General features: G+C 72.2%; 22 protein-coding genes. 9 read left to right on the top strand and 13 right to left on the bottom strand.

The features are described from left to right. Positions 1-208: 208 nt before the first annotated feature. The 10 genes from ACZ404_RS33990 to mftA all read right to left on the bottom strand — a co-directional run bounded on the left by ACZ404_RS33990 (position 209) and on the right by mftA (position 9,341). Positions 209-784, bottom strand: a complete 576-nt coding sequence (locus tag ACZ404_RS33990) for an adenylate kinase (protein ID WP_468446736.1) — start codon at positions 782-784, stop codon at positions 209-211. Between the two features lie 17 nt (positions 785-801). Then, entirely contained in the window at positions 802-1,335 is a 534-nt protein-coding gene (locus ACZ404_RS33985; RefSeq protein WP_468446734.1) for a hypothetical protein, read from the bottom strand. Then, positions 1,332-3,275: an acetate--CoA ligase gene (gene acs / locus ACZ404_RS33980; RefSeq protein WP_468446732.1), complete on the bottom strand. Its 1,944-nt coding sequence runs from the start codon at positions 3,273-3,275 to the stop codon at positions 1,332-1,334. Before acs ends, ACZ404_RS33985 begins: the two co-directional genes overlap by 4 nt. A gap of 131 nt (positions 3,276-3,406) precedes the next feature. Next, on the bottom strand, positions 3,407-4,900 hold the full coding sequence (gene mftF, locus ACZ404_RS33975; protein ID WP_468446730.1) for a mycofactocin biosynthesis glycosyltransferase MftF: 1,494 nt from the start codon (positions 4,898-4,900) through the stop codon (positions 3,407-3,409). After that, positions 4,897-5,682: a mycofactocin-coupled SDR family oxidoreductase gene (locus ACZ404_RS33970; protein WP_468446728.1), complete on the bottom strand. Its 786-nt coding sequence runs from the start codon at positions 5,680-5,682 to the stop codon at positions 4,897-4,899. Before ACZ404_RS33970 ends, mftF begins: the two co-directional genes overlap by 4 nt. Then, positions 5,679-6,440 (bottom strand): mycofactocin biosynthesis peptidyl-dipeptidase MftE, encoded by a 762-nt coding sequence (mftE, locus tag ACZ404_RS33965; protein WP_468446726.1) that lies wholly within the window; start codon positions 6,438-6,440, stop codon positions 5,679-5,681. Before mftE ends, ACZ404_RS33970 begins: the two co-directional genes overlap by 4 nt. A 1-nt stretch (position 6,441) precedes the next feature. Then, a complete protein-coding gene (gene mftD, locus ACZ404_RS33960) occupies positions 6,442-7,614 on the bottom strand; it encodes a pre-mycofactocin synthase MftD (protein ID WP_468446724.1) in 1,173 nt (390 codons plus the stop codon). After that, positions 7,611-8,843, bottom strand: a complete 1,233-nt coding sequence (gene mftC / locus ACZ404_RS33955) for a mycofactocin radical SAM maturase (RefSeq protein WP_468446722.1) — start codon at positions 8,841-8,843, stop codon at positions 7,611-7,613. The genes mftD and mftC overlap by 4 nt, the downstream gene beginning before the upstream one ends. Positions 8,844-8,911: 68 nt before the next feature. Beyond that, on the bottom strand, positions 8,912-9,223 hold the full coding sequence (mftB, locus tag ACZ404_RS33950) for a mycofactocin biosynthesis chaperone MftB (RefSeq protein WP_468446720.1): 312 nt from the start codon (positions 9,221-9,223) through the stop codon (positions 8,912-8,914). Positions 9,224-9,233: 10 nt separating this feature from the next. After that, positions 9,234-9,341, bottom strand: coding sequence for a mycofactocin precursor MftA (gene mftA, locus ACZ404_RS33945; protein WP_351579461.1), 108 nt, complete (start codon positions 9,339-9,341; stop codon positions 9,234-9,236). A gap of 328 nt (positions 9,342-9,669) precedes the next feature. Here mftA and mdo point away from each other — a divergent pair, with 328 nt between their 5' ends. The 4 genes from mdo (at position 9,670) to mftM (ending at position 14,763) form a co-directional block, all read left to right on the top strand. Next, positions 9,670-10,962, top strand: a complete 1,293-nt coding sequence (mdo, locus tag ACZ404_RS33940; protein WP_468446717.1) for an NDMA-dependent methanol dehydrogenase — start codon at positions 9,670-9,672, stop codon at positions 10,960-10,962. An 84-nt stretch (positions 10,963-11,046) separates the two neighbouring features. After that, positions 11,047-12,252 (top strand): AAA family ATPase, encoded by a 1,206-nt coding sequence (locus tag ACZ404_RS33935; RefSeq protein ID WP_468446716.1) that lies wholly within the window; start codon positions 11,047-11,049, stop codon positions 12,250-12,252. Positions 12,253-12,266: 14 nt separating this feature from the next. Continuing rightward, entirely contained in the window at positions 12,267-13,802 is a 1,536-nt protein-coding gene (locus ACZ404_RS33930; protein WP_468446714.1) for a VWA domain-containing protein, read from the top strand. A gap of 34 nt (positions 13,803-13,836) precedes the next feature. Next, entirely contained in the window at positions 13,837-14,763 is a 927-nt protein-coding gene (gene mftM / locus ACZ404_RS33925; protein ID WP_468446712.1) for a mycofactocin oligosaccharide methyltransferase MftM, read from the top strand. Between the two features lie 148 nt (positions 14,764-14,911). Here mftM and ACZ404_RS33920 read toward each other — a convergent pair whose 3' ends face one another. Genes ACZ404_RS33920 through ACZ404_RS33910 form a run of 3 tightly spaced genes read right to left on the bottom strand, consistent with a single transcriptional unit; the run spans position 14,912 to position 18,229 of the window. Then, positions 14,912-15,577, bottom strand: a complete 666-nt coding sequence (locus tag ACZ404_RS33920) for a MadR family response regulator transcription factor (protein ID WP_468446710.1) — start codon at positions 15,575-15,577, stop codon at positions 14,912-14,914. Then, a complete protein-coding gene (locus ACZ404_RS33915) occupies positions 15,574-16,944 on the bottom strand; it encodes a MadS family sensor histidine kinase (protein ID WP_468446708.1) in 1,371 nt (456 codons plus the stop codon). Before ACZ404_RS33915 ends, ACZ404_RS33920 begins: the two co-directional genes overlap by 4 nt. 10 nt (positions 16,945-16,954) lie before the next feature. Beyond that, positions 16,955-18,229, bottom strand: coding sequence for an iron-containing alcohol dehydrogenase (locus ACZ404_RS33910; RefSeq protein ID WP_468446706.1), 1,275 nt, complete (start codon positions 18,227-18,229; stop codon positions 16,955-16,957). 223 nt (positions 18,230-18,452) lie between these two features. Here ACZ404_RS33910 and ACZ404_RS33905 point away from each other — a divergent pair, with 223 nt between their 5' ends. From ACZ404_RS33905 to ACZ404_RS33885, 5 genes are all read left to right on the top strand, one after another. Further along, a complete protein-coding gene (locus ACZ404_RS33905) occupies positions 18,453-19,688 on the top strand; it encodes a GAF domain-containing protein (protein ID WP_468446704.1) in 1,236 nt (411 codons plus the stop codon). Between the two features lie 127 nt (positions 19,689-19,815). Further along, positions 19,816-21,333 (top strand): acetaldehyde dehydrogenase ExaC, encoded by a 1,518-nt coding sequence (gene exaC, locus ACZ404_RS33900; RefSeq protein WP_468446702.1) that lies wholly within the window; start codon positions 19,816-19,818, stop codon positions 21,331-21,333. Beyond that, the gene (locus tag ACZ404_RS33895; protein WP_468446700.1) at positions 21,333-21,737 is read left to right on the top strand and encodes a DUF779 domain-containing protein; all 405 of its coding nucleotides are present in this window, start codon (positions 21,333-21,335) and stop codon (positions 21,735-21,737) included. The genes exaC and ACZ404_RS33895 overlap by 1 nt, the downstream gene beginning before the upstream one ends. A 190-nt stretch (positions 21,738-21,927) precedes the next feature. Further along, positions 21,928-22,464 (top strand): ATP-binding protein, encoded by a 537-nt coding sequence (locus tag ACZ404_RS33890; RefSeq protein WP_468446698.1) that lies wholly within the window; start codon positions 21,928-21,930, stop codon positions 22,462-22,464. Positions 22,465-22,488: 24 nt separating this feature from the next. Continuing rightward, on the top strand, positions 22,489-22,827 hold the full coding sequence (locus ACZ404_RS33885; protein WP_468446842.1) for a transposase: 339 nt from the start codon (positions 22,489-22,491) through the stop codon (positions 22,825-22,827). The last annotated feature ends 27 nt before the right edge of the window (positions 22,828-22,854 follow it).

The following is a 22,854-nucleotide window of genomic DNA, read 5'->3' as shown; positions in this document are numbered from 1 at the left end:
ACCGCTTCGAACGGAGCATGTGACCGCCAGAAACCCGCCGGAGGCGATGAGGACGGTGACCACGCCCCGGCGGTGTGCCCTCCCGCGTCTCGTCGCGACACGATGGACGTCCGATGCCGGCGCTCCCGAGCGCCCGCACCGGGAACGTCCCCCACTGTCCGGCCCCGCGTCCCGCGAGGCCGGTTGCCTCCCGTGAAGGACGAGGTGATCACGGTGCGCGGCGAGGGTGCCGGGCCGGCTCTCCCGACAGTCCGCTGAGCGCCCACCCGGCGATCTCGTCGATCGGTCCGACGGCCTGGACGGTCAGCAGGATGTCCGCGTAGTGGTCGAGCAGAGGGGCGGTCTGGCGTTCGTACACCCGCTGCCGATGGCGGATGACATCCTCGGTGTCGTCCGGCCGGCCGCGGTTCAGCAGCCGCTTCACCACGATGTCCTCGGGAGCGGTGAACTCCACCACGGCGTCCAGTCGGGCTCCGGTGGAATCCAGTGTCGCGGCGAGTTCCCGCGCCTGTGCCAGGGTGCGCGGGAAGCCGTCGAGAAGGAAGCCGCGCCGGGTGTCGGACTGTTCCAGCCGCTGGCGGACCATGCCGCCGGTGACGTGGTCGGGTACGAGTTCGCCGGTGTCGAGATACCGCTTGGCATCCTGCCCGAGTGGCGTCCGGCGGGTGACGTGCTCGCGGAACAGGTCCCCGGTGGAGATGTGAGGGATTCCGAGTCTCTCGCTGAGTATGGCTGCTTGGGTGCCCTTGCCCGCTCCGGGAGGGCCGATGAGGACGATTCGCATCAGTGCGCGCGTGCCTTTCAGTGGTCGTGCCTGGTCTTCGTTCCTGGTCTTCGCCGTTGTCGGCGTGCTCCGGTCAGGCGGCCCGCGACGGGCGCAGAGGCCCCTCGGCCGGGGCCGGTCCGGGTGCCCGGTGCGCGCGGCGGGCCGGGGAGGCCGCACAGCGCGTCGGCGTTCGCCCTGCGGTACGCGTCCACCCCGACCGACGGACCGGTCACGACGGTGTGGACGCCGGTGCGGGGCGGCGGTTCGGCCGCCGGCCACCGGGCGAGCCCGGGCAGTCCTGCCGGGGCGGTGTCCTGCGACCGCTCCCGGACCGCATCCGTGACCACGTCGACGGCCGGTCCGCCGTGCGCGGCCGTCGGCGCCGGCCGGCTCGCCGCACGCAGGCCGGCGGCATCCCCGAGGTCCCTGGGCCGGACCTCGCGCAGGGCGAGGTGATCGAGGCGCCGGAAACGGTCGACGACCGTGTCGACGGCCCGGTCGGGGCCGTCGGGGCCGCTCGCTCCGGTGAGGCGCGCGACCCGGCCGGGCGACAGGCCGCCGCCGCTCATGCCGGGCCCGGCCTGTCCTGCTGCCCGCCGCCGAGACCGGCGTTGATCAGGTCCATCACGGAGGCGTCGGCGAGCGTCGTGACGTCTCCCACCTCCCGGTGCTCGGCGACGTCGCGCAGCAACCTGCGCATGATCTTCCCCGATCGGGTCTTGGGCAGTTCGGGGACCACCATGATCTGGCGGGGCTTGGCGATCGGTCCGATCTCCTGCGCGACATGCTTGCTCAGCGCCGCCGTGAGGTCCGGGTCGGCGCCGGCGCGCAGGATGACGAAGGCGACGATGGCCTGCCCGGTCGTCGCGTCCGACGCGCCCACCACCGCGGCCTCGGCCACCGCGGGGTGCGAGACGAGCGCGGACTCGACCTCCGCGGTGGAGATCCGGTGCCCGGAGACGTTCATGACGTCGTCCACGCGGCCCAGCAGCCAGATGTCGCCGTCCTCGTCGTAGCGCGCGCCGTCCCCGGCGAAGTAGTAGCCCCGGTCGGCGAAACGGGACCAGTACGTCGCCCGGTACCGCTCCTCGTCGCCCCAGATCCCGCGCAGCATGGACGGCCAGGGCTGGTCGAGGACCAGGTAGCCGCTCTCACCCTTGCCGACCTGATGGCCCTGGTCGTCGACCACTTTGGCGGACAGACCCGGCAGTGGGGCCTGGGCCGAGCCGGGCTTCGCGCCGGACTCGTCAGGCAGCGGCGAGATCATGACGGCGCCGGTCTCGGTCTGCCACCAGGTGTCCACGACCGGTGCCTTGCCGGCCCCGATGTGCGTGCGGAACCAGCGCCACGCCTCGGGGTTGATCGGTTCGCCGACGCTGCCGAGCACGCGGATCGAGGAGAGGTCGTAGCGGGCGGGGATCTGCTCGCCCCACTTCATGAAGGTGCGGATGAGGGTGGGCGCGGTGTAGTAGACCGTGACGCCGTACTTCTCGATGATCTCGAAGTGCCGCCCTTCGTGCGGGGTGTTGGGTGTGCCCTCGTACATGACCGATGTCGCCCGGTTGGCGAGCGGCCCGTACACGATGTAGGAGTGCCCGGTGATCCAGCCGATGTCGGCGGTGCACCAGTACACGTCGGTCTCGGTGTCGAGGTCGAAGACGGTGCGGTGGGTGTAGGCGGCCTGGGTCAGGTAGCCGCCGGAGGTGTGCAGGATGCCTTTCGGGCTGCCCGTCGTCCCGGAGGTGTAGAGGATGAACAGCGGGTGCTCGGCGTCGAAGGGTTCGGGGGAGTGCTCGTCGGACTGGGCGTCGACCAGGTCGTGCCACCACAGGTCGCGGCCCTCGGTCCACGGCACGTCGGTGCCGGTGCGCCGGACCACCAGGACGTGCTCGACGCTCGGGGTGTCCCTGGTCGCCTCGTCGGTGTTCGCCTTCATGGGCTCGGCCCTGCCCCGCCGGTACTGGCCGTCCGCGGTGATCAGCAGCCTGGCTTGGGCGTCGTCGATGCGCGACTGCAGGGCGGCCGGGGAGAACCCGCCGAACACAACGCTGTGCGGCAGGCCGAGACGGGCGCAGGCCAGCATGGCGAAGACCGCCTCGGGGATCATCGGCAGCTGGATGGCGACCCGGTCGCCCGGCCTCAGGCCAAGGCAGAGCAGGGCGTTCGCCGTCCGGCAGACCTCGCGCCTCAGCTCCGCGTAGGTGATCGTGCGGGTGTCGCCCGGCTCGCCCTCCCAGTGGAAGGCGACCTGGTCACCATGGCCGGCCTCGACATGCCGGTCGACGCAGTTGTACGCCACGTTCAGCTTTCCGCCGGTGAACCAGCGGGCGAAGGGCGCGTCCGTCCAGTCCAGCACCTGGTCCCAGCCGGCGTCCCAGTGGAGCTGTCCGGCCTGCCGTCCCCAGAACGCCAGGCGGTCGGCGGTGGCTTGCTCCAGCAGTCCGGACACGTCGGCGCCCCGGGTGGTGCGCGGGTTCTCGGGAACGTCGGGGTGGGCGGAGCGCGACATTCGGGATCCTCCAGTGGGGTGCGGGTGCTGACGGCTCGGGTGCCGGTTCGAGGGCGCGGTCGGCCGTCGCCAGGTGGACACGGTGGCGGATGAGGGTTGGCGGGAGGTTGGCGGCGGGTCGGGGGCCGCGGCTACGGCCGCTCTCCGGCGGTCCAACGGCTCACCAGGCGCAGGGCGAGGCGCGGCCGCAGCGGTGCGGTGGTCCCGCGCCGCAGGGCGCCCTGCCAGACCCCCCAGCCGTAGGCGAGGTCGTCCAGGCGACGGATCGTCAGGTGCGGGAAGGGGCCGAGCGAGGTGCCGGAGCGGCGGTGGTCCACCAGCCCCTCGGCGACGGCCGCGGCGATCAGCACGCACCGCGCGCGCCGGCTCGCCACGGCGGCGGCCGCCGCGAGGGGCCAGTGGTGCCGGGTGGCGCAGCGCAGCAGCTGCTCGGCGGTGCCGCGCAGCGCGGCGAGCGACAGCAGCGCCCCCGCGCGTGAGGGATGGTCGGCGTCGGGCATACGCCGTGCCACGCGGACGGCGGTCGCCGCCGTCAGGGCCGCCGCCACGGCCGCCGGCCCCGGCCCGCCGCGCAGCAGCAGGGCGCAGGCGGCCAGCGACCAGGGGGCGGCGTACAGCGGCGGCACCTGCCCGGGGTGGCGCAGCGCCAGGTCGGCGGCGCCGGTGCCGTACGCGGCTCGCTGGGCGAGCCAGCCGCGCAGGTCGGTGCGGTGCCGGTGGCCCACGCGCGCGGTGGGCACGTACCGCAGCCGCCAGCCCGCCTCGTGCAGCCGCATGCACAGGTCCACGTCCTCCCCGACGCGCATGCTGTCGTCGAAGCCGGTGCCTACGGCATCACGGCGGACCACGATGGTCGCACTGGGGACGTAGGACAGCGCGGACACCGGCACGACCGGCCCTTCCCCGGCTCCCATGTCCAGCGGCGAGCGCTTCTCCTCGTACCGGTCCAGGAGCCCGGGTTCGGCGACGGGCAGCGCGACCACGCGGGGAGCGGCGAGCGCCACCGCGGGGTCGGCGAACTGCGCCAGCAGGGCGGCGAGCCACCCGGATTCGGGCACCACGTCGGAGTCGCAGAACGCCACGTACCGGGTACGGGCGTGCCGCAGGCCGGTGTTGCGGGCCGCGGCCGGGCCGAGGTTGCGCGGGTGGGTCAGCAGTTCGGCGCCGTGCGCGCGGGCCACCCGGGCCAGGGCCGCGGGGTCGGTGGAGCCGTCGTCCACGACCAGGGCCGGCAGGGGGGAGGTGGGTGGGTCGGCGCGCAGGGCGGCGAGCAGCCGGTCCAGCTGGTCGGCGCGGTCCTTGACGGGGATGACGACGGTGGTGTCGCTCACCGGCACGGGCGCGGGGCGCGGATGGGCGATCCCGGCGTCGAGCAGCCGTCGTGCGAGCGCGCCGCTCGCCGGGCCCGTGACCGTGAGCCGGCCCCCGTCCAGGAGGCGTGCCGCAGGGGCGGTCAGCCGGAGCAGGCGAAGCGGTGATCCGCCGAGCAGCAGCCGCCCGTCCTCGGACCGGTGCGTGCCGGCGGCGAGTTCGACGGTGAATCCGGCCGGCAGTGCGGTGTCCGCCGGAGAGGGCAGCGGCGTGCTCGTCGAGGGAGCCGCGGTGCGGTGTGCGGATGCCGTCATGCGGTGAACCCTCCGTCCGCGTGCAGTACGGAACCGGTGAGAGCGAAGGACTCGGGGGAGCAGGCCCAGGCCACCGCCGCGGCCACTTCCTCGGGTTCCAGTGGGCGCCCGGTGAGCTGCTGGGCGGCGAGCTGGTCGACGTCGGGCAGGTGGTACAGGTCCGCCGTGGCCCGCAGCATGGCGGTGCGGGTCGAGCCCGGCGAGACGGCGACGGCGTGCACGCCCGTGTCACGCAGGTCGCAGGCGAGGCCGCGGACCAGGCCGACCACGGCGTGCTTGGCCGCGCAGTAGGCGCCAAGGCGCCACAGACCGCGGTGCGCGGCGGCCGAGGCGAGGGCGACGAAGCGGCCGTGCCGGGGGTGCGGCCTGCGCAGCAGGGCGGGTACGGCGGCGCGCGCGAGGTTGGCCACGCCCATGACGTCCACGTCGAGCAGGGTCCGCCACTGGGCGTCGGTCTGTTCCCACACCGGGTCCCCGCCCAGCATCACCGCGGCGGCGGCCACGGCCGCGTCGAGGCCGCCGAACTCGGTCTCGGCCAGATCCACCGCGCGCTGCAGCGCGGCGGCGTCGCGTACGTCGGCGCGAACCGTACGGAGCAGGGGGAATTCCTGTGCCAGCAGATCCAGTCGGCCGGGGTCGGCCAGCGGGTAGGGCACGTCCGGATCGTCGGCGCAGCGGTCCACCGCCACCACCGCCCAGCCGTCCCGGGCCAGTCGCCGTACCGTGGCGGCCCCGATGCCCCGCGCGGCGCCGGTGACGACGGCCACCCGACGGCCGGTCATCGCCCGTCCCCGGCGGGGGTGGCGACCGGCTGCGTCTGGGGCCGGCCGAGCCGGCCCCGCGCGCCCACCCGCCATCCGCGGACGTCCTCGGCGAGGCGGTCCGCCATCCGCTTCAGGAGCCGCTCGCCGTCGCCCGCGCAGGCCCCGGCGGGGTCGCCGAGGACACCCGACGGGCTCACCCCGCGCACCGATTCGGCGACCAGCCGGTCCATCAGCAGGTGAACGGGTTCGGTCGGTCCGGCGACGGCCCGCTCGGCACGGACGGCCGAGTGTCGCAGCCGCAGCATCATCGAGGTCTCGGCACGCCCGGCGTGGGCGTCGGAGCCCGGCGGCAGGCAGGGCCACCAGGCGACGTCGCGGCCCTCGCCGCGCAGACCGGTGACCGCCTCGGTCAGACCGGCGAGGTTGCCGCCGTGCCCGTTGACCACCAGCAGGCGGGACGCCCAGCGCAGCACCGAGCGGCCGGTCTCCGTGACCAGCAGGCGCAGCGCGTCGTGGCCGATGGACACGGTGCCGGGGAACCCCTCGTGCTCGCCGCTGGCCCCGTACGGCTGAGCGGGCGCGACCAGTACGTCCGCCTCGTCGTGCAGCCGGGCGGCGGCGCGTTCGGCGACCGCGGAGGCCACCGCCGTATCGGTGTCCAGTGGCAGGTGTGGGCCGTGCTGTTCGCAGGAGCCGAGCGGCAGCAGCACCAGGGGGCGGCGGTCCGCCACGTCGGGCCAGCTCAGGTCCGCGAGCGAACTCCGGGCGTCGGGCATGTCAGACCGCTCCGAGTGCCCGGATGAAGCCCCGCGGGACGAGCACGTCGTCGGGCGTGAGCTCGTGGACCGACGCACGCCCGAGCCCCAGCAGGGCGGAATCGATGCCGCGGCGCAGGATGTCGAGCACGTTCTCCACGCCGGTCTGGCCGCCCGCCGCCAGGCCCCACAGGTAGGCGCGGCCGATCATCACGGCCCTGGCGCCGAGTGCGAGGGCCTTGACCACGTCGCTGCCGCGGCGGACTCCGCCGTCGAGCAGCACCTCGACCTGGTCACCCACCGCGTCCGCGATGACGGGCAGGACGCGGATCGGGGCGGGGGTCGCATCGAGGTTGTTGCCGCCGTGGTTGGACACCGAGATCGCGGTGACGCCCGCGTCGACCGCGCGGAGCGCGTCGTCCACCCGGCAGATGCCCTTGAGCATGAACGGTCCGTCCCACTGCTCGCGCAGCCAGCGCACGTCGTCCCAGGAGGGCGGAGGGGTCGTCATCCACTCGCCGTAGGCGCCGAAGAACGTGGGCGCCTCCTGCCCCGGCTCGGCGATGTTGGGTGCCTTCAGGTCCGGGAGGCTGCGGGACTTCACGAAGTCCCAGAGCCAGCCGGGGCGGGCCAGCGCCTCGGGGGCGAACCGTGTCATGGCCCTGAGGTCCAGCCGCTCGGGAATCTCGGGGCTGCCCCAGTCCCGGCCGTACGAGAAGGACCAGTCGAGGGTGACGATGATGCCCTTGGCGCCCGCCTCACGGGCGTCCTGGAGGCGCCGGGCCATCGCGTCCCGGGAACCCATCCAGTACACCTGGAGGAACGTCTGCGGATTGGCCGCCAGGACGTCCCCGAGCGGCTTGCTCGCGAACGAGCTGAGCCCCATCGCGGTGCCCCGCGCGGCGGCGGCGCGGGCCACGGCCACCTCACCGTCCGGGTGCACCGCCTGCACACCCGTCGGCGAGATGAGCACCGGCAGGGAGATGTCCTGTCCCATGACGGTGGTGGCCTGGTCGCGCTTGGCCGACAGCCCGGCCACGTGCGGCGCGAAGCCCAGTTCGGCGAAGGCGGCGGTGTTGTCGTCGTAGGAGACGCCCTTCTCGGAGCCCGCGAGCAGCGCGCTGTACACGGATTTCGGCAGCCGTTTCCTCGCTCGCCGCTGGGCCTCGGCGACCGTCTCGATCCACTTGCTCATGACGTTCCTCTCTCGTCGGGTACGAAGGCGCCCGGGTCGGTACCTGCCAGCGGGCTCTCGTCGCAGAAGCGGTCGGAGCGGCGGGCGCGGACGGCGGGTATGCCCAGCGCCACCGTGCGGCGCGAGTGGTCCTTGCCCTGGCCCGGCAGCGTGGCCGGGTCGACGGCCGCGAGCGCGGTGGCCCCGTGGCCCTTGACGCACTCGGGGTCGGGGCCGTCCAGCGGCAGGCCCGTGAAGAACTTCGCGGCCATGCATCCGCCCTGGCAGGCGTCGAACGCGGAGCAGCCGGAGCAGGCCCCGCCGGAGGACGGCCGGCGCAGGTCGGCGAAGAGGTCCGACTCCCGCCACACTCCTTCGAAGCCGCCCGGTGAGCGGACGTTGCCCGCCTTGAAAGCGTCGTGGATGGCGAACGGACAGGCGTAGACGTCCCCGACCGGGTCGATCAGGCAGACGACCCGCCCGGCGCCGCACAGGTTCAGCCCCGGGATCGGCTCGGAACCGAGGGCGTTGAGGTGGAAGAAGGAGTCCCCGGTGAGCACGTTCCCGCCGTGGTCGACGAGCCAGTCGTAGAGTCGGCGCTGCTGCTCGGCGGTGGGGTGAAGGTCGTCCCAGACGTCCGCGCCCCGGCCGGAGGGCCGCAACCGGGTGATCCGCAGCTGGGCTCCGTACCGGTCGGCGAGCACGGCGAAGTCGTCGAGCTGCGCCACATTGTGACGGGTCATCACCACCGAGATCTTGAAGTCCCTGAAGCCCGCGCCCGCGAGGTTCTCCATGGCTCGCACGGCCATGTCGTACGAACCGGGGCCCCGGACGGCGTCGTTGACCGCGCGGGTGGCTCCGTCGAGGGAGATCTGCACGTCCACGTAGTCGGTGGCGGCCAGCCGCCGTGCCCGCTCGGGACTCAGACGGACGCCGTTGGTGGAGAACTTCACACCCACCTGGTGGGCGATCGCGTAGTCGAGGAGGTCCCAGAAGTCGGGGCGGACCGTGGGCTCGCCGCCGCCGACGTTGACGTAGAACACCTGCATGCGCTGAAGCTCGTCGATCACGGACGTGATCTCGTCCGTGGACAGCTCCAGGGGATCGCGCCGCCCGGACGAGGACAGGCAGTGCGCGCAGGACAGGTTGCAGGCGTAGGTCCACTCCCAGGTCAGGCAGATCGGGGCGGCGAGGCCTCCCTTGAACTGCTCGACGAGGGCGGGCACCTTCACCCGTACCCCTTCAGACACGGGGGTGTCCTCGTTCGCTCCGGCCCCGCTCCGCCTGGCGGCGTGCGGGGGCTCGTGCAGGGTGGTCATCACTGCGCTCCGGTTCCACTGCGCTGGGGAACGATCATGTCGGCGGCGGCCAGCGAGGCCAGCGCCCGCAGGAAGGCGCCCCGCCGGCCGTCGGGAACGCCGGCGAGGGCGTCCCCGACGCTGGGGTGCCGGTCGAGCCCCCGGACCAGTTCGACGAGTTCCGGTGCCTTGAGGAACGACAGCCGACGGTTGCCGAAGTGGTAGGCGAGCGCTCCGAACGGCTCGGGACGCAGCGCGACGGAGGGGTTCAGCCGGTAGGGGCGCGCCGCGTCGAACGCCGCGCCGGCCGGGGCCGCCGGGAGGGTGGTCATGGCGGCGGGCCTAGTAGACGCCGCACATGCCGTCGATCGACACCTCTTCGACGAGGACCTCCTCGATCACCTCGTCGACGGCGATGTCCGGCTCGGCGCTGATCTGGTTGTCGTTCATGGCCAACCTCCTGAACGGGTGGGGGATTCGACGGAGATCCGGTACCGCCGTGCGGTGACCGGCCGGAATCCGACGCTACGGAGGCCGCCGCCGTGTCTCGCCCTGCTTCCGGCCGCCGTCACCCTGTCCGGTCGGGCAGGTGTGCGCCGCCGATGCCGGTGTCCGCCGCTCACCCCCTCCGACCGGGCAGGGTGCTTCCCGTCCGTTCGCGTCCCGCTGCCGTCCGGGCGGCCGGTATCGCCCCACCACGCCTTCGTCGGAAGGTGAGTCACGCCACGCAGTCGACGCAGTACGCGCGGCCCACCGCGCGGAGAGGACAGTCGCGATCATGCAGGTCGAAGAACTTCTCAAGCCGTTTCCGATCAAGGAGTTCCACCCCTTCCCCCGGGCGCTGATGGGCCCCGGCGCCCATGAGCTGATCGGCCCGGAGGCCAAGAAGCTCGGGTTCAGGCGGACACTCGTGATGACCACGGGGCTGCGCGGCAGCGACACCGTGCACAAGATCGTCGAGTCGATGAAGTACCACGGCCTGGAGGTCGTGGTGTACGACAAGGTCGAGTCCAACCCCAAGGACTACAACGTCATGGACGCCGTGGCGCTGTACCAGGAGAACAAGTGCGACTCGTTCGTGTCGATCGGCGGCGGCTCGTCGCACGACGCCTGCAAGGGCGCCCGCATCTCGGTGGCGCACGACGGCCGCAACGTCAACGACTTCGAAGGCTTCAACAAGTCCGAGAACCCCAGGAACCCGCCGCACATCGCGGTCTCCACCACGGCCGGCACCGGCTCGGAGACCTCGTGGGCGTACGTCATCACCGACACCACGACCGACCCCGACAACCCGCACAAGTACGTGGCGTTCGACGACGCCTCGGTGGCCTCGCTCGCCATCGACGACCCGACGCTGTACTACGACTGCCCGCTGGACTACACGGCGCAGTGCGGCTTCGACGTCCTCGCGCACGCCTCCGAGCCGTACGTCTCCCGGCTCGACTTCCAGCCGTCGCTGGGCAACGCGCTGCACGCCATCCGCCTCACGGCCCGGCACCTCAGGCAAGCGGTGTGGAACGGCCAGGACCTGGCCGGGCGTGAGGGGATGATGTACGCGCAGTACATCGCGGCGCAGGCGTTCAACTCCGGCGGCCTGGGCATCATCCACTCCATCTCGCACGCCGTCAGCGCCTTCTACGACACCCACCACGGCCTCAACAACGCCATCGCGCTGCCCCGCGTGTGGGCGTTCAACATGCCCGCCCACTACGAGCGGTTCGCGGACATCGCCGAGGCGATGGGCGTGGACACGCACGGCATGACCAAGGTCAGGGCCGCCGAGGCGGCGCTCGCCGCGGGCATCCGGCTGCTGCGCGACGTCGGCATCCCGGAGAAGTTCACGGACGTCCATCAGGACACGTACTCCAAGAACCGGCTCGGCCAGGGCCCGACCAAGTTCTACGAACAGGCCAAGGCGATCACGGGCGACGCCGCCGACGTGGACCGCATCACGCACCACGTCCTCGGTGACGCCTGCACCCCGGGCAACGCCAAGGAGTGCACGTTCGACACCGTCCGGCCCGTCGTGGAGCACTGCATGACCGGCGACCTGGACGACCTGCTCGGCTGACCCGAACCCGCTGAGCCTTCCCACAGGGGGCGGGGGACCGACAACACCGCCGTCCCCCGCCCCGCACCCACGGACGGAGGAACCGTGCCCGCCACACCCCAGCCCCCCGACACTCCCGCCTTCGCCTCGGTCGACGACGTGGTCCGGCAGTTCGCCGACCACGGCTACATCGCCGACCAGCGGCTCGCCACGACCGTCTTCCTGCTGACCCGACTGGACAAACCGGCGCTGCTGGAAGGGCCGGCCGGTGTCGGCAAGACCGAGCTCGCCAAGACACTCGCCGCCGTCACCGGGCGCCGCCTGCTGCGCCTGCAGTGCTACGAGGGCCAGGACGAGAGCCGGGCGCTGTACGAGTGGGACTACGGCAAGCAGCTGCTGTACACCCAGATGCTGCGCGACAAGATCGGCGATCTGACGGCCGACGCCCCCGACCTCGCCGCGGCCGTCCAGCGGATCGAGGAGCAGGACAGCGTGTTCTTCTCCGACCGCTTCCTCGCCCCGCGCCCCCTGCTGGACGCGGTACGCGGCGAGCAGCCGGCCGTCCTGCTGATCGACGAGGTCGACCGGGCCGACGAGGCGCTGGAGGCCGTACTGCTGGAGTGCCTGGCCGAGTACCAGGTGTCGGTGCCGGAGATCGGCACGTACACCGCGAAGGTCGCCCCGTACGTCGTGCTGACCTCCAACAACACCCGCGACCTGTCCGCCGCGCTCAAGCGGCGCTGCCTGCACCTCTTCCTCGGCTACCCGGACGCGGAGCGGGAGTTGGAGATCGTCCGGTCGAAGGGCACCGGGCTTCCGGAAGCCACCGCCCGCCATCTGGTGCAGGTGGTGCGGGGCCTGCGTGACCTGAAGCTGCGAAAGAGTCCCAGCATCTCCGAGACCGTCGACTGGGCCCGCACTCTCGCCGTGCTGGGCGTCGACGAACTCGATCCGGCGGTGCTCGCCGACACGGCCAACGTCGTGCTCAAGTACGAGCGCGACCTGCACCGTGCTCTGGACGTGCTGCCACGCTTGATCGACCCGAACCGGGTCCTGCCCGAGCCGGGGCACCGGCACGACGGCGACGATCACCACCACGGGCACCACCACGGGCACCACCACCACGGGCCGGGACACGAGGAGCCCGACGAGGTGGACGGCCGCGCCGTCCGGGCCGCCATGGACCGGCAGGGCCGACACGACGAGGCCTACTACGGCGCCCCCGGAGCCGGACCGACCCATCGCCCCGCGGCCGGTGGCGGCCAGGGCGCCCGCGCCTTCGCCGCCGTCGCGCGGCGCCGCGCCGACTGACGGGGGAGGCGCACATGGAAGCGGGTGTGCACCGGTTCGTGCGCGTGCTGCGGCTGTTCGGGCTGCGGATCTCCGTGTCGGAGGCCGTGGACGCCATGCGCGGGGCGGCCCAGCCCGGCCTCCTCGGCGAGCGGGAGGGGCTGCGGGAGGCGCTGCGCATGACGCTGGTGAAGGACCGGCGCGACCACGCCCTGTTCGACGACCTGTTCACCGCGTTCTTCTCACTCCTCCCGGTGGCCGGGGAACCCGACGGGCACGGCCACGGCCACGAGCACGACGACCTGACCGACACCGGCGAACTCGAGTCGTTCACCGTCTCCGACGAGCCCTCGAAGACCCCGGAGCAGGGGCACAGCCACGGCAAACCGTCCGACATCCGGGACTTCTTCGACCAGCAGGACCTGGCCCAGCAATACAACCTCCACCAGGAGGCCAACAAGATCGACCTGGCCTCGCTGACCGACGAGATCGTCCTCTCCGAGGACGGCGGCACCGGCGGCCGGGACACGGGGGCCGCCGTCCAGCTGGAGACCCTGCGGCTGCACGGCGCGGGCGTTCCCGGCCGGCTCGCGGCGGCGACCGGTCAGCCGGTCGACACGGCACTGACCGTCGCCCGGCAGGACGCCCTGCTCGGCCGCCTCACGGACGATCCCGAGGACGAAGCCGAGGAGCGACCCGGCTTCCGGCGCGCCGAACTGGCGGGCGTGATCGAGAACCTGCCGGAACTGCTGAAGCGCCATCTGGACCGGCTGGCCGAACTCCGCTCGGTGGCCGTGGAGTCCGCCCGGATCGCCGAACGCGCCCGGATCGAGACGGTCGACGAGGACGAGCGCGCCCAACTGGAGGAGGCGCTGCGCCGCATCGGCCGCTCCCTGCACGGCGCCCTGACCAGCCGCAAGCGCGCCACCCCGCGCGGTCGGGTGCACCCGGGCCGCACCATGCGCCGCAACATGCGGTACGACGGCGTACCCTTCCGGCCCGTCACCGTCACCCGCGCCGAGGACCGACCCCGCCTGGTGATCCTCGCGGATGTCTCGCTGTCGGTACGGGCCACGGCGCGCTTCACCCTGCACCTGGTGCACGGTCTGCAGTCGCTGTTCGGCCAGGTCCGCAGTTACGCCTTCGTCGACGAGCCCACCGAGATCACCGAGCTGTTCGCCGAGCACCCGCTGGAGCGGGCGCTCGGCCTGGTCTTCGACGGACTGCCGGCCGGCGGACTCCTCGACGTGGACGCCCGCTCCGACTACGGCAGGACGTTCGAGCTGCTGCTGGGCGAGCACTCCGCCGCGCTGGGGCGGCGTACGACCCTCCTGGTGCTGGGCGACGGCCGCGGCAACGGCAACGATCCGCGGACCGAGACGTTCGCCGAGATCACGCGCCGGGTGCGGCACACCGTCTGGCTGACCCCGGAACCCCGCTACTCCTGGGGCCTCGGCGCCTGCGACCTGCCCGGCTACGCGGAGTACTGCGACCGCGTCCGGGTGGTCGCCGACCTCACGGGACTGCAGCGCACGAGCCACCGGATGGCGGCGGAGGCGACCGGGCGATGAGCGCATCCACCTGCCGCCAGGAGGAGTCGCCGTCATGAGCGTCCCCAGCCTCCGCACCGCCGTCGCGGCGCGCCGTATCGATCCTCTGGCGCCGAACCCGCCGGGCGTGTACGCCGATCACCTGGTTCGGGTGGTGCGCGGCAGCGCGTGCGGCGACGGCGCGGCGCCCCGGCCGGTCGTCCGCACCGAGCACTTCGCCCTGCGCCGCCGCGGCCGACGCGTCGAGCTGAGCCACTCGCTGCGCCCCGAGCACCTGGACAACGATCTGGCGGGGCTGCTGGCCGAGGAGTTGTTCGCCCCCGGCTGGCTGTCCGGGAGTGACGTCTTCGAGCGCGTCTTCACGGGGGTGGTGCGCTCGTGTGTGGACGAGCCGCTGCCCGCCTGGACCACGTTCTACGGCAACACGCTGGCCCGCATCCGGGCGGCCCGGCAGGCCCCGCAACCGGCCGACCACTCGTCGATCGCCGGCTTCGCCCCCGTGTACCACCACGCCATGGACCTGGTCGGCGCGGGCACGGTACTGGACCTGGGCTCCTGCTTCGGCTTCCTGCCCCTGCTGTTCGCGGAGAAGCCGGGGTACACGGTGATCGCCTCGGATCTCGCGGGGGGCACCATGCGGCTGCTGGACGCCGTGGCCCGGGTGCGCGGTCTGCGGCTGGAGACGCTGGTCTGCGATGCCGCGCGGGTGCCGCTGCCGGACCGCTCGGTGGACACCGTCACGGTCATCCACGTGCTGGAGCACCTGGACCCCGGTCACGGCGAGGCCGTCGTACGGGAGGCGCTGCGGCTGGCCCGGAAACGGGTGGTGGCGGCGGTGCCGTACGAGGACGAGCCGACCGCCGCATACGGACACGTGCGGTGCTTCGACGAGGATCAACTCGCCGCAATGGGCCGCCGCACCGGCCACCGCTTCTCCGTCGGCTCCCGCCACGGCGGCTGGCTGATCATCGATCCCGGCTGACTCCGGACGCGGGTGGGTGCCGTCGCCGGCCACCGCCGGGAAGCGGCGTACCGCTCGGCCCACCGGCTCGTGGACCGCCGGCCTGAGGCAGCGTCAGGAGGGCCTGGACCCCTCGCACCGGTTCAGGCCCTCCTCGGCCTTCCCGCTGTCAGATCACGCCCATCTTGCTCGCCTCGTACACGACTTCCGCGCGGCTGCTCGCGTCCATCTTGCGCATGACGTTGCGGACGTGGAACTTCACCGTCGTCTCCGAGATGTACAGCTCGGCCCCGATGTCCCGGTTGCTCAGCCCTCGGGCGAGCAGCTTCAGGACCATCACCTCGCGTTCGGTGAATCTGGGCTGCTCGGGCTGCACGCGCATGGCGCGCACCATCGCCGCGGCGGCGTGCGAGTCGAAGGCGCTCTCGTTGCGGGCCACGGCACGTATGGAGCGCAGCAGTTCGGTGGTGTCGACGTCCTTGACGACGTAGCCGCGGGCGCCGTGCTGGATCGCCTCCACCACCAGGGAGTCGTCGAGGAAGGTGGTGAGGACCAGCACTGCCAGCCCCGGATGCCGCTCGGTCAGTCGGGCACACAGGTCCAGTCCCTCGGTGTCGGTCCCGGTCGACAGCTTCAGGTCCAGCAGCACGATGGACGGTTTCGTCCGTTCGACGACGGCGACCGCCTCGGCTGCCGTACTCGCCTCTCCGACCACTTCCAGGTCGCTCTCCCGCTCCAGGATGGAGCGCACCCCATGACGGACGATCGCGTGGTCGTCCACGAGGACGATTTGCTGGGCCGCCGCGGGAGCCGTCGTCTGCTGGTCGCTGGTCATCGGTTGTCTCCTGGTCGTTCGGGCACCGGCAGCGGGATGTCGACCCGTAGCAGGACGCCTCCCATGCGCGAGCGGCGGATGGACAGTCTGCCGCCCAGCTCCTCCGTCCTGGCGGCCATGTTGGCCAGTCCCCGGTGACGACCGGACAGATCGGTGGCCCGGGCGAGCCGCAGGGCGCGGCGCAGCCCGGCCGGGTCTCCGCCGCCGTCGTCGGACACGGTCAGCACGACGGAGCCGGGCAGATACCGCAGCCGGACCAGCGCCCGGCCGGCCCTGCCGTGCGTGGCGGAGTTGAACAGGGCCTCGCCGGTCAGCCGGAGCAGCGACTGCTCGGCCTCGCCCGGTAGCGGCAGCGGGCTGCCGTCCACGCGCACCCGCACGTCGAGGTCCGTGGTCAGATGCACCGTGGACAGCCGTTCGAGCATCACGGGGAGCGGGCCCGCGGGCTCCTGCGAGGTGCGGTGCAGCGCGTAGATGGCGGCGCGCAGGCGTTCCACCGCCTGCCGGTTGAGATCCTTGGCGCCGGCCAGCCGCTCGGCGATCTCCTCGGCCCGCCCGCCGAGCGCCTCCAGTTCGGCCCGGCACACCTCGACGGTCATGCCCGCGCTGAGCACGTACTGCGTGACACTGTCGTGCAGTTCACGTGCGATGCGGCGCCGCTCGTCGTCCAGGGCCTGCCGTTGCATCGCGTCGAGCAGCCGGGCCTGGGTCTGGGCCAGCTCGGCCTTGCGTGCCGCCAGGTCACGGGCCTGCCGCTCGGCCGCTTCGGACAGTTCCTCCGTCCGCCCGCGCAGGGTGGCCGCCGCGTGGAAGAGGAACGTGTTGTGCACGGCGACGGCGGCCTGATTGGCCAGGACCCTGAGGATCGCCAGGTCGGTGTCGGCCACCTCGACGCCGACGCCGGGCTGCGCCGCGATCCCGCCGACCGGTTCACCGTCCAGGGTCATCGGCGCCCGCACCCACCCGGGCTCGCCGGGCGGCACAGCGGCCTCCCACGGCCGGGTGCGCAGCACACGCAGATGTTCCCGCACCTCCGCGGGCACATGGGTCTCGTCGTCGATCAGTACGTCGTCGGCGTACAGCAGGAAGCGCGGCCGCGCGGCGCGCAGGGCGCCGTCCGCCACCGCCAGCAGCAGCCAGCGCGCCTGCAGGTGCTCGGCCGCAGCCCGTACGACCGCCTCGACCAGGGCACGCGGTCCCTCCGCCGTCCGCACCAGGGCCCGGGAGATGCCGTCGAGCGCCTCCACCGTCCGCTCCAGCCGCTCGGTGGAGCGCACGTAGGCCGGGTAGTACGAGCGCTTGCCCGACCGCAGGCCGGTGAGCACCCCCAGATCGGGGGCGCGTCCGGGCCGTTCGGGGACGCTCACCGGTACCTCCTCACAGAGCCTCGCGGAACAGTGCCTCGACGTCCCGCACGTCGACCTCCCGGGGGTTGGTCGCCATACAGGCGTCCTTCAGCGTGGTGCGGGCCAGCACGGGCACGTCGGACTCCGCGACCCCGAGGCCGGCCAGGCCCTTGGGGACACCGACGTCGTCCGCCAGCGCACGCACCAGGTCCGCGAGTCGCGCGGCCACCTCGCGGGGCGGTACGCCCTCGGTCGCGATGCCCGCCGCCGCCCCGAGCGCGACGAACCGCTGCGGGCGCGCCTCGGCGTTGAACCGGATGACGTGCGGCAGCAGCACGCCGTTGACCACGCCGTGCGGGGCGTCCAGCAGGCCGCCGACCTGGTGGCTCATCGCGTGCGTCGCCCCGAGGATCGCGTTCGTGAAGGCCATTCCCGCCTCCAGCGCGGCCTGTGCCATGGCCAGCCGGGCGGCGAAGTCCTTCGGCCGCACCTGGGTGCGCACCAGATTCCGGGTGATCAGTTCCACCGCGTGCAGTGCGTGGATGTCCGTCAGCGGGTTGTGCGCCCGGGACACGAACGCCTCGACGGCGTGCGTCAGGGCGTCCAGGCCGGTCGCCGCGTTGAGCCAGCCCGGCATGGTGGTCAGCAGACGCGGGTCGATGACCGAGATCTCGGGCACCAGCGTGCGGCTCACGATGGTGATCTTGATGTGTTCGGCGGTGTCCGTGATCACGGCGAACTGCGACACGTCCGCCCCGGTACCCGAGGTGGAGGGCACCATCACGGTGGGCGGAATCGGCCGGCCGACCCGGTCCACGCCCTCGTAGTCGAGGATGCGCCCGCCGTTGCTGGACAGGATCGCCACGCCCTTGGCCGCGTCGATGACGGAACCCCCGCCCACCCCCACGATCACGTCGCAGCCGCTGGCCGCGTACCGCTGGAAGCCGGCCTCGACCTCGTGGTCCTTGGGATTGGGTGTCACGTCGTGCCAGACGACGGGCCGCAGGCCGACCCGGCGCAGATGGCCCACCGCCTCGTCCACCCAGCCCGCCTCGATCAGCCCCGGGTCGGTCACGAGGAACGGCCGACGGCCGCCGAGCCTGAGCGCGCAATGACCGAGCTCGGTCAGCGAGCCGGGTCCGAAGAGGACCTCGGGCACATGGAACTTTGCCATCCTGGCGGACTGCCGGAGAGCCTCGGTGCCCATCCCCTGCGGCCCCAGGAGTTCGCCGTGGCGCTCGTCACGGCTCCAGTCGGCACTCGGGTCAATACCGCTGGTCACCATGGCACCGGAGGGGAGCGACATGTGACCTCCACAAGGGCGTACAGTCCGCAACCTGTGCGAAACCTTGATTTCAGTGCTTCATTCGCCGATAACACTGTCGTCAAACGCAGACCACGCTAGGGGCGTGCAACCGGACGCGGCACCTGCCCGTCCGGACAGGGGAACCTGCCTGATCGGGCAGGTGTGCTCTGTACGGTTGAGGCGGATAATTGTGATTCGCCCCTTTGTTACGACAGGGAAGCACATGTCACAGCGCAGTGATCTTCGGCAGCGCAGGGTCGCACTCGAAGGTGAGTGGTCCCGGACGGTGTCGCTGGTGAAGTCCACGGGCTCGGCACCCAGCGGCCACGAGGCGCTGCGCCATGAGGTGGCCGACTCCTGGGTGCGCTCCCTGATCAGCGTGGATCCGGCCCGGGACAGCGCGCCGGTCGCCGACGACGGCACGGTCCGGCTCCGCTGGACCGACTCGCTGCTGCGCCGACCGGTCGACGCCCTCTCCGACGAACTGCGCAGCGTCGCGCACGACGCGGGCTTCGTCGCCGCGGTCACCGACGAGTCCGGAACGATCATGTGGACGTGCGCCGGACAGGACATGCGCCGGCGAGCCGAGCGGGTCAACTTCGCTCCCGGCGGTCGCTGGAACGAGCAGGCCATGGGCACCAACGCCCTGTCCCTGGCGCTGCGCACCGGCCGCCCCAGCACGGTCTTCTCGGCCGAACACCTGGTGGCCGCGCTGCACGGCTGGGTCTGTTACTGCGCGCCGATCCACGGACCCGACGGACGCATCCTCGGAGTCCTGGACCTGTCCACCACCTGGGACCGCTCACACCCACTGGCCATGTCCACGGTGCGCGGTCTGGCATCGGCCATCGAGGCCGGGCTCCGCGCCGAACTGCCGACCGGGCCCCGGGACGACGTGCCCCAGGTGCGGCTGACCTGCATGGGCGAGGAGAAAGCCACACGCGAGGGCGCGCTGCTCGCTCTGCGCCCCCGGCAACTAGAGATACTCACCCTCCTTGCACTGGAACCGGACGGCTTCTCCTCGGAGCGGCTGCGCGACGCCCTGTACGGCGACCGACCCGTGACGGCCTCCACGTTCAAGGCGGAGATCTCCCACCTCCGCCGGGCCCTCGGCGGCGGCATCGCGGCCCGCCGCTACGCACTCACCGCACCCGTCTCCTGCGACGCCGTCGACGTGCTGCGCGCGCTGGAGCGCGGTGACACGGACACGGCCCTGCGCCTCTACCGCGGTCCGCTGCTTCCGCGCAGCGAGGCTCCCGGCATCGAGGAGTGGCGCACCCGGCTGGAGGTGGCCGTCCGGGAGGCGGTCCTGGCGAGCGTCCGCCCGGAGCACGCCCTGCGCTACGGCGAGCGGGCGCCGTACGACGCGGAGGTGCACGAGCACGCACTGCGCCTGATAGGTCCGGGCGACGCCCGCCGGGCGATCGCGGCCGGTCGGCTCACCACCGCCCTGCGCTGACCGGCCGCCACCGGCGTACCGGCGTCACCAACCTTGCGCCAACCTCGCGGGCCCACAGTGATGCACACCACGACGGCGAGGGCCGTCGTACCGCAGCATCAACCATCGCCCACCGAGGAGAGCCGCCATGGTGTACGCGCAGCCGGGAACAGACGGCAGCATCGTCAACTTCGCCCCGCGATACGACAACTTCATCGGCGGCGACTGGGTCGCCCCCGTGGAGGGCCGCTACTTCGAGAACCTGTCGCCGGTGAACGGAAAGGTCTTCTGCGAGGTCGCCCGCTCCTCCGCCGCCGACGTCGAACTGGCCCTGGACGCCGCCCACGCCGCGGCCGACCGCTGGGGCCGCACCTCCGCCACCGAGCGGGCCAACCTCCTGAACCGGATCGCGGACCGGATCGAGGAGAACCTCGAGAAGATCGCCGTGGCGGACACCTGGGAGAACGGCAAGCCGGTCCGGGAGACCCTGAACGTCGACATCCCGCTCGCCGTCGACCACTTCCGGTACTTCGCGGGCGTGGTGCGCGGCCAGGAGGGAACGGTCGGCGAGATCGACGAGGACACCGTCGCCTATCACTTCCACGAGCCGCTGGGCGTGGTCGGCCAGATCATCCCGTGGAACTTCCCGATCCTGATGGCCGCGTGGAAGCTCGCCCCGGCCCTGGCGGCGGGCAACTGCGTGGTCATCAAGCCCGCTGAGCAGACCCCGGTCAGCCTGCTGTACGTGATCGACCTGATCGCCGACCTGCTCCCGGCCGGCGTGCTCAACGTCGTCAACGGCTTCGGCGTCGAGGCCGGCAAGCCGCTCGCCTCCAGCCCGCGCATCGCCAAGATCGCCTTCACCGGCGAGACCACGACCGGCCGGCTGATCATGCAGTACGCAAGCGAGAACATCATCCCGGTCACCCTGGAGCTGGGAGGCAAGAGCCCGAACATCTTCCTGGCCGACGTCATGGACGCCGATGACGCCTACCTGGACAAGGCCATCGAGGGCTTCGTGATGTTCGCGGTCAACCAGGGCGAGGTGTGCACCTGCCCGTCCCGGGCCCTGATCGCCTCCTCGATCTACGACGAGTTCATGGCCCGCGCCCTGGAGCGCACCAAGGCCATCAAGGGCGGCAACCCGCTCGACCCGCAGACCATGATCGGTGCCCAGGTGAGCAACGACCAGTTCGAGAAGATCCTGTCCTACATCGACATCGGCAAGCAGGAGGGCGCCGAGCTGCTCACCGGGGGCGGACCCCGCACGGTCCCCGGCCTGGAAGGCGGCTACTACATCGAGCCGACCGTCTTCAAGGGCACCAACGACATGCGGATCTTCCAGGAGGAGATCTTCGGCCCGGTCCTCTCGGTCACCACCTTCGACTCCCCCGAAGAGGCCCTGAAGATCGCCAATGACACCCTGTACGGCCTCGGCGCCGGCGTCTGGTCCCGCAACGGCAACCACGCCTACCGGCTCGGCCGCGAGATCCAGGCCGGACGGGTGTGGACCAACTGCTACCACGCCTACCCGGCCCACGCCGCCTTCGGCGGCTACAAGGGGTCCGGCATCGGCCGCGAGAACCACAAGATGATGCTCGACCACTACCAGCAGACGAAGAACCTGCTGGTCAGCTACTCGGAGCAGAAGGTCGGCCTCTTCTGATGGGGCCCCGGGTGCAGCGAGTCGAACTCACCGACACGGCTGACGAGTTGGTGCGACAGCTGACGGCTCGTCACGGCCCCCTGATGTTCCACCAGTCCGGCGGCTGCTGCGACGGCAGCGCTCCGATGTGCTACCCGCGCGGCGAGTTCCGCGTCGGCGCCGCGGACGTCCTGCTCGGCCACGTCGCCGGAGACACACCGTTCTGGATGAGCGCCGACCAGTACGCGTACTGGCGGCACACCCACCTCACCGTCGACGTGGTCCCGGGCAGGGGCAGCGGCTTCTCCCTGGAGGCCCCGGAGGGCGTGCGGTTCCTGCTCCGCTCCCGGCTGCTCACCGACGAGGAGTGGGAGCGCGCGGAGGCGGAGCCGCCTCTGCCGACCGGCGCGGAAACGACGGGATGATCTGACGCGTCGACGCGCCAGGCCATCCTCGCCACCGCATCCACGCAGGCGGTGGCGAGGATGGGGCTGGACAGGAGTGTCCGGCCGCCCTTCCGTCACGGGGTGTTGCCCCTGCACCCCGTGACGGAAGGGCATACGAGAGGGCCGTCGAGCACCGCGTTCCACTACAAGCCAGCCACGGGGACCGACGATGAGCACCAGAGCTCTTCCCGACGCCACACACCCAAGCGCGGCAGGAGCCAACCCCACCCCGACCGCGGCGGGACGTCCCGATCCCTGCTCCGCTATCACTTCCGCCCGGACAGGGCCGGCCCCTCCCCGCGGCGCACGGACCGCACCCGACCGCCGTGCGGTCCTGGCGCTTCCGGCCGAGGTCCGCTGGGTCCCGGTGGCACGCCGCAGCGTCACAGCGGCCCTGGCTCACTGGCAGCTGCCGCCCCCCGACCTGGCAGCCGCCGAACTCGTCGTCGGTGAACTCGCCGCCAACGCCGCCGAGCACGGTCACCGCGACATGACGATTCATCTGTCTCTCGGCGCCGGGGCCCTGCGGATCTGCGTGACGGACGCCGGCAGCCCGGCCGGGTCACGACGCCCGCATGACGACGATCCCGACGAGCACGGCCGGGGTCTCACCATCGTCAAACTCTTGACCAGTGAGGTCCGCGTCCGCCAGAGCCCCGTCGGCCGCCGGGTCAGCGTGCTCATTCCTACGGGCCTTGCCGACTGACCCGTCGTACGGCCGTCTTTCTCCCTGCAACCCCGCGATCGGCAAGAAGCTCTCGACCACGCTCGAGCCGAGCAGACCGACGAGCAGTGGCGCGCCAAGTACGCCGCCCGCGCTGGCGTCGACGGAACCATCCACCAGGCCGTCGCGGTCACCGGCATGAGACGCGCCCGCTACCGCGGCCTGCGAAAGACTCACCTCGAGCACGTCCGCGTGACGCCTGGTCCTGCTCACGAAGTCCGAACCGTCACACGGCATCATGCAGGCATGATCACCATTCATCTGAAGTACGAGACCGGGACACGCTACGCACGACGCCGTGACCTGTCGCGGTTCGTTCGTTCTGCTCGGCATCCGGGGCGTTGAATGCGAACTGAGGCCGAGAATGGCATC

The organism is Streptomyces sp. NPDC030798 (assembly GCF_055572275.1).
Note: the sequence above shows the minus strand (reverse complement) of the source record. Positions and strands in the feature narration are given on the sequence as shown.

Bases quoted from the DNA above. Each gene is read 5' to 3' on its own strand.
- ACZ404_RS33990 (WP_468446736.1), bottom strand. From the start codon at position 784: ATGCGAATCGTCCTCATCGGCCCTCCCGGAGCGGGCAAGGGCACCCAA.
- ACZ404_RS33985 (WP_468446734.1), bottom strand. From the start codon at position 1,335: ATGAGCGGCGGCGGCCTGTCGCCCGGCCGGGTCGCGCGCCTCACCGGA.
- acs (WP_468446732.1), bottom strand. From the start codon at position 3,275: ATGTCGCGCTCCGCCCACCCCGACGTTCCCGAGAACCCGCGCACCACC.
- mftF (WP_468446730.1), bottom strand. From the start codon at position 4,900: ATGACGGCATCCGCACACCGCACCGCGGCTCCCTCGACGAGCACGCCG.
- ACZ404_RS33970 (WP_468446728.1), bottom strand. From the start codon at position 5,682: ATGACCGGCCGTCGGGTGGCCGTCGTCACCGGCGCCGCGCGGGGCATC.
- mftE (WP_468446726.1), bottom strand. From the start codon at position 6,440: ATGCCCGACGCCCGGAGTTCGCTCGCGGACCTGAGCTGGCCCGACGTG.
- mftD (WP_468446724.1), bottom strand. From the start codon at position 7,614: ATGAGCAAGTGGATCGAGACGGTCGCCGAGGCCCAGCGGCGAGCGAGG.
- mftB (WP_468446720.1), bottom strand. From the start codon at position 9,223: ATGACCACCCTCCCGGCGGCCCCGGCCGGCGCGGCGTTCGACGCGGCG.
- mftA (WP_351579461.1), bottom strand. From the start codon at position 9,341: ATGAACGACAACCAGATCAGCGCCGAGCCGGACATCGCCGTCGACGAG.
- mdo (WP_468446717.1), top strand. From the start codon at position 9,670: ATGCAGGTCGAAGAACTTCTCAAGCCGTTTCCGATCAAGGAGTTCCAC.
- ACZ404_RS33930 (WP_468446714.1), top strand. From the start codon at position 12,267: ATGGAAGCGGGTGTGCACCGGTTCGTGCGCGTGCTGCGGCTGTTCGGG.
- mftM (WP_468446712.1), top strand. From the start codon at position 13,837: ATGAGCGTCCCCAGCCTCCGCACCGCCGTCGCGGCGCGCCGTATCGAT.
- ACZ404_RS33920 (WP_468446710.1), bottom strand. From the start codon at position 15,577: ATGACCAGCGACCAGCAGACGACGGCTCCCGCGGCGGCCCAGCAAATC.
- ACZ404_RS33910 (WP_468446706.1), bottom strand. From the start codon at position 18,229: ATGTCGCTCCCCTCCGGTGCCATGGTGACCAGCGGTATTGACCCGAGT.
- ACZ404_RS33905 (WP_468446704.1), top strand. From the start codon at position 18,453: ATGTCACAGCGCAGTGATCTTCGGCAGCGCAGGGTCGCACTCGAAGGT.
- exaC (WP_468446702.1), top strand. From the start codon at position 19,816: ATGGTGTACGCGCAGCCGGGAACAGACGGCAGCATCGTCAACTTCGCC.
- ACZ404_RS33895 (WP_468446700.1), top strand. From the start codon at position 21,333: ATGGGGCCCCGGGTGCAGCGAGTCGAACTCACCGACACGGCTGACGAG.
- ACZ404_RS33890 (WP_468446698.1), top strand. From the start codon at position 21,928: ATGAGCACCAGAGCTCTTCCCGACGCCACACACCCAAGCGCGGCAGGA.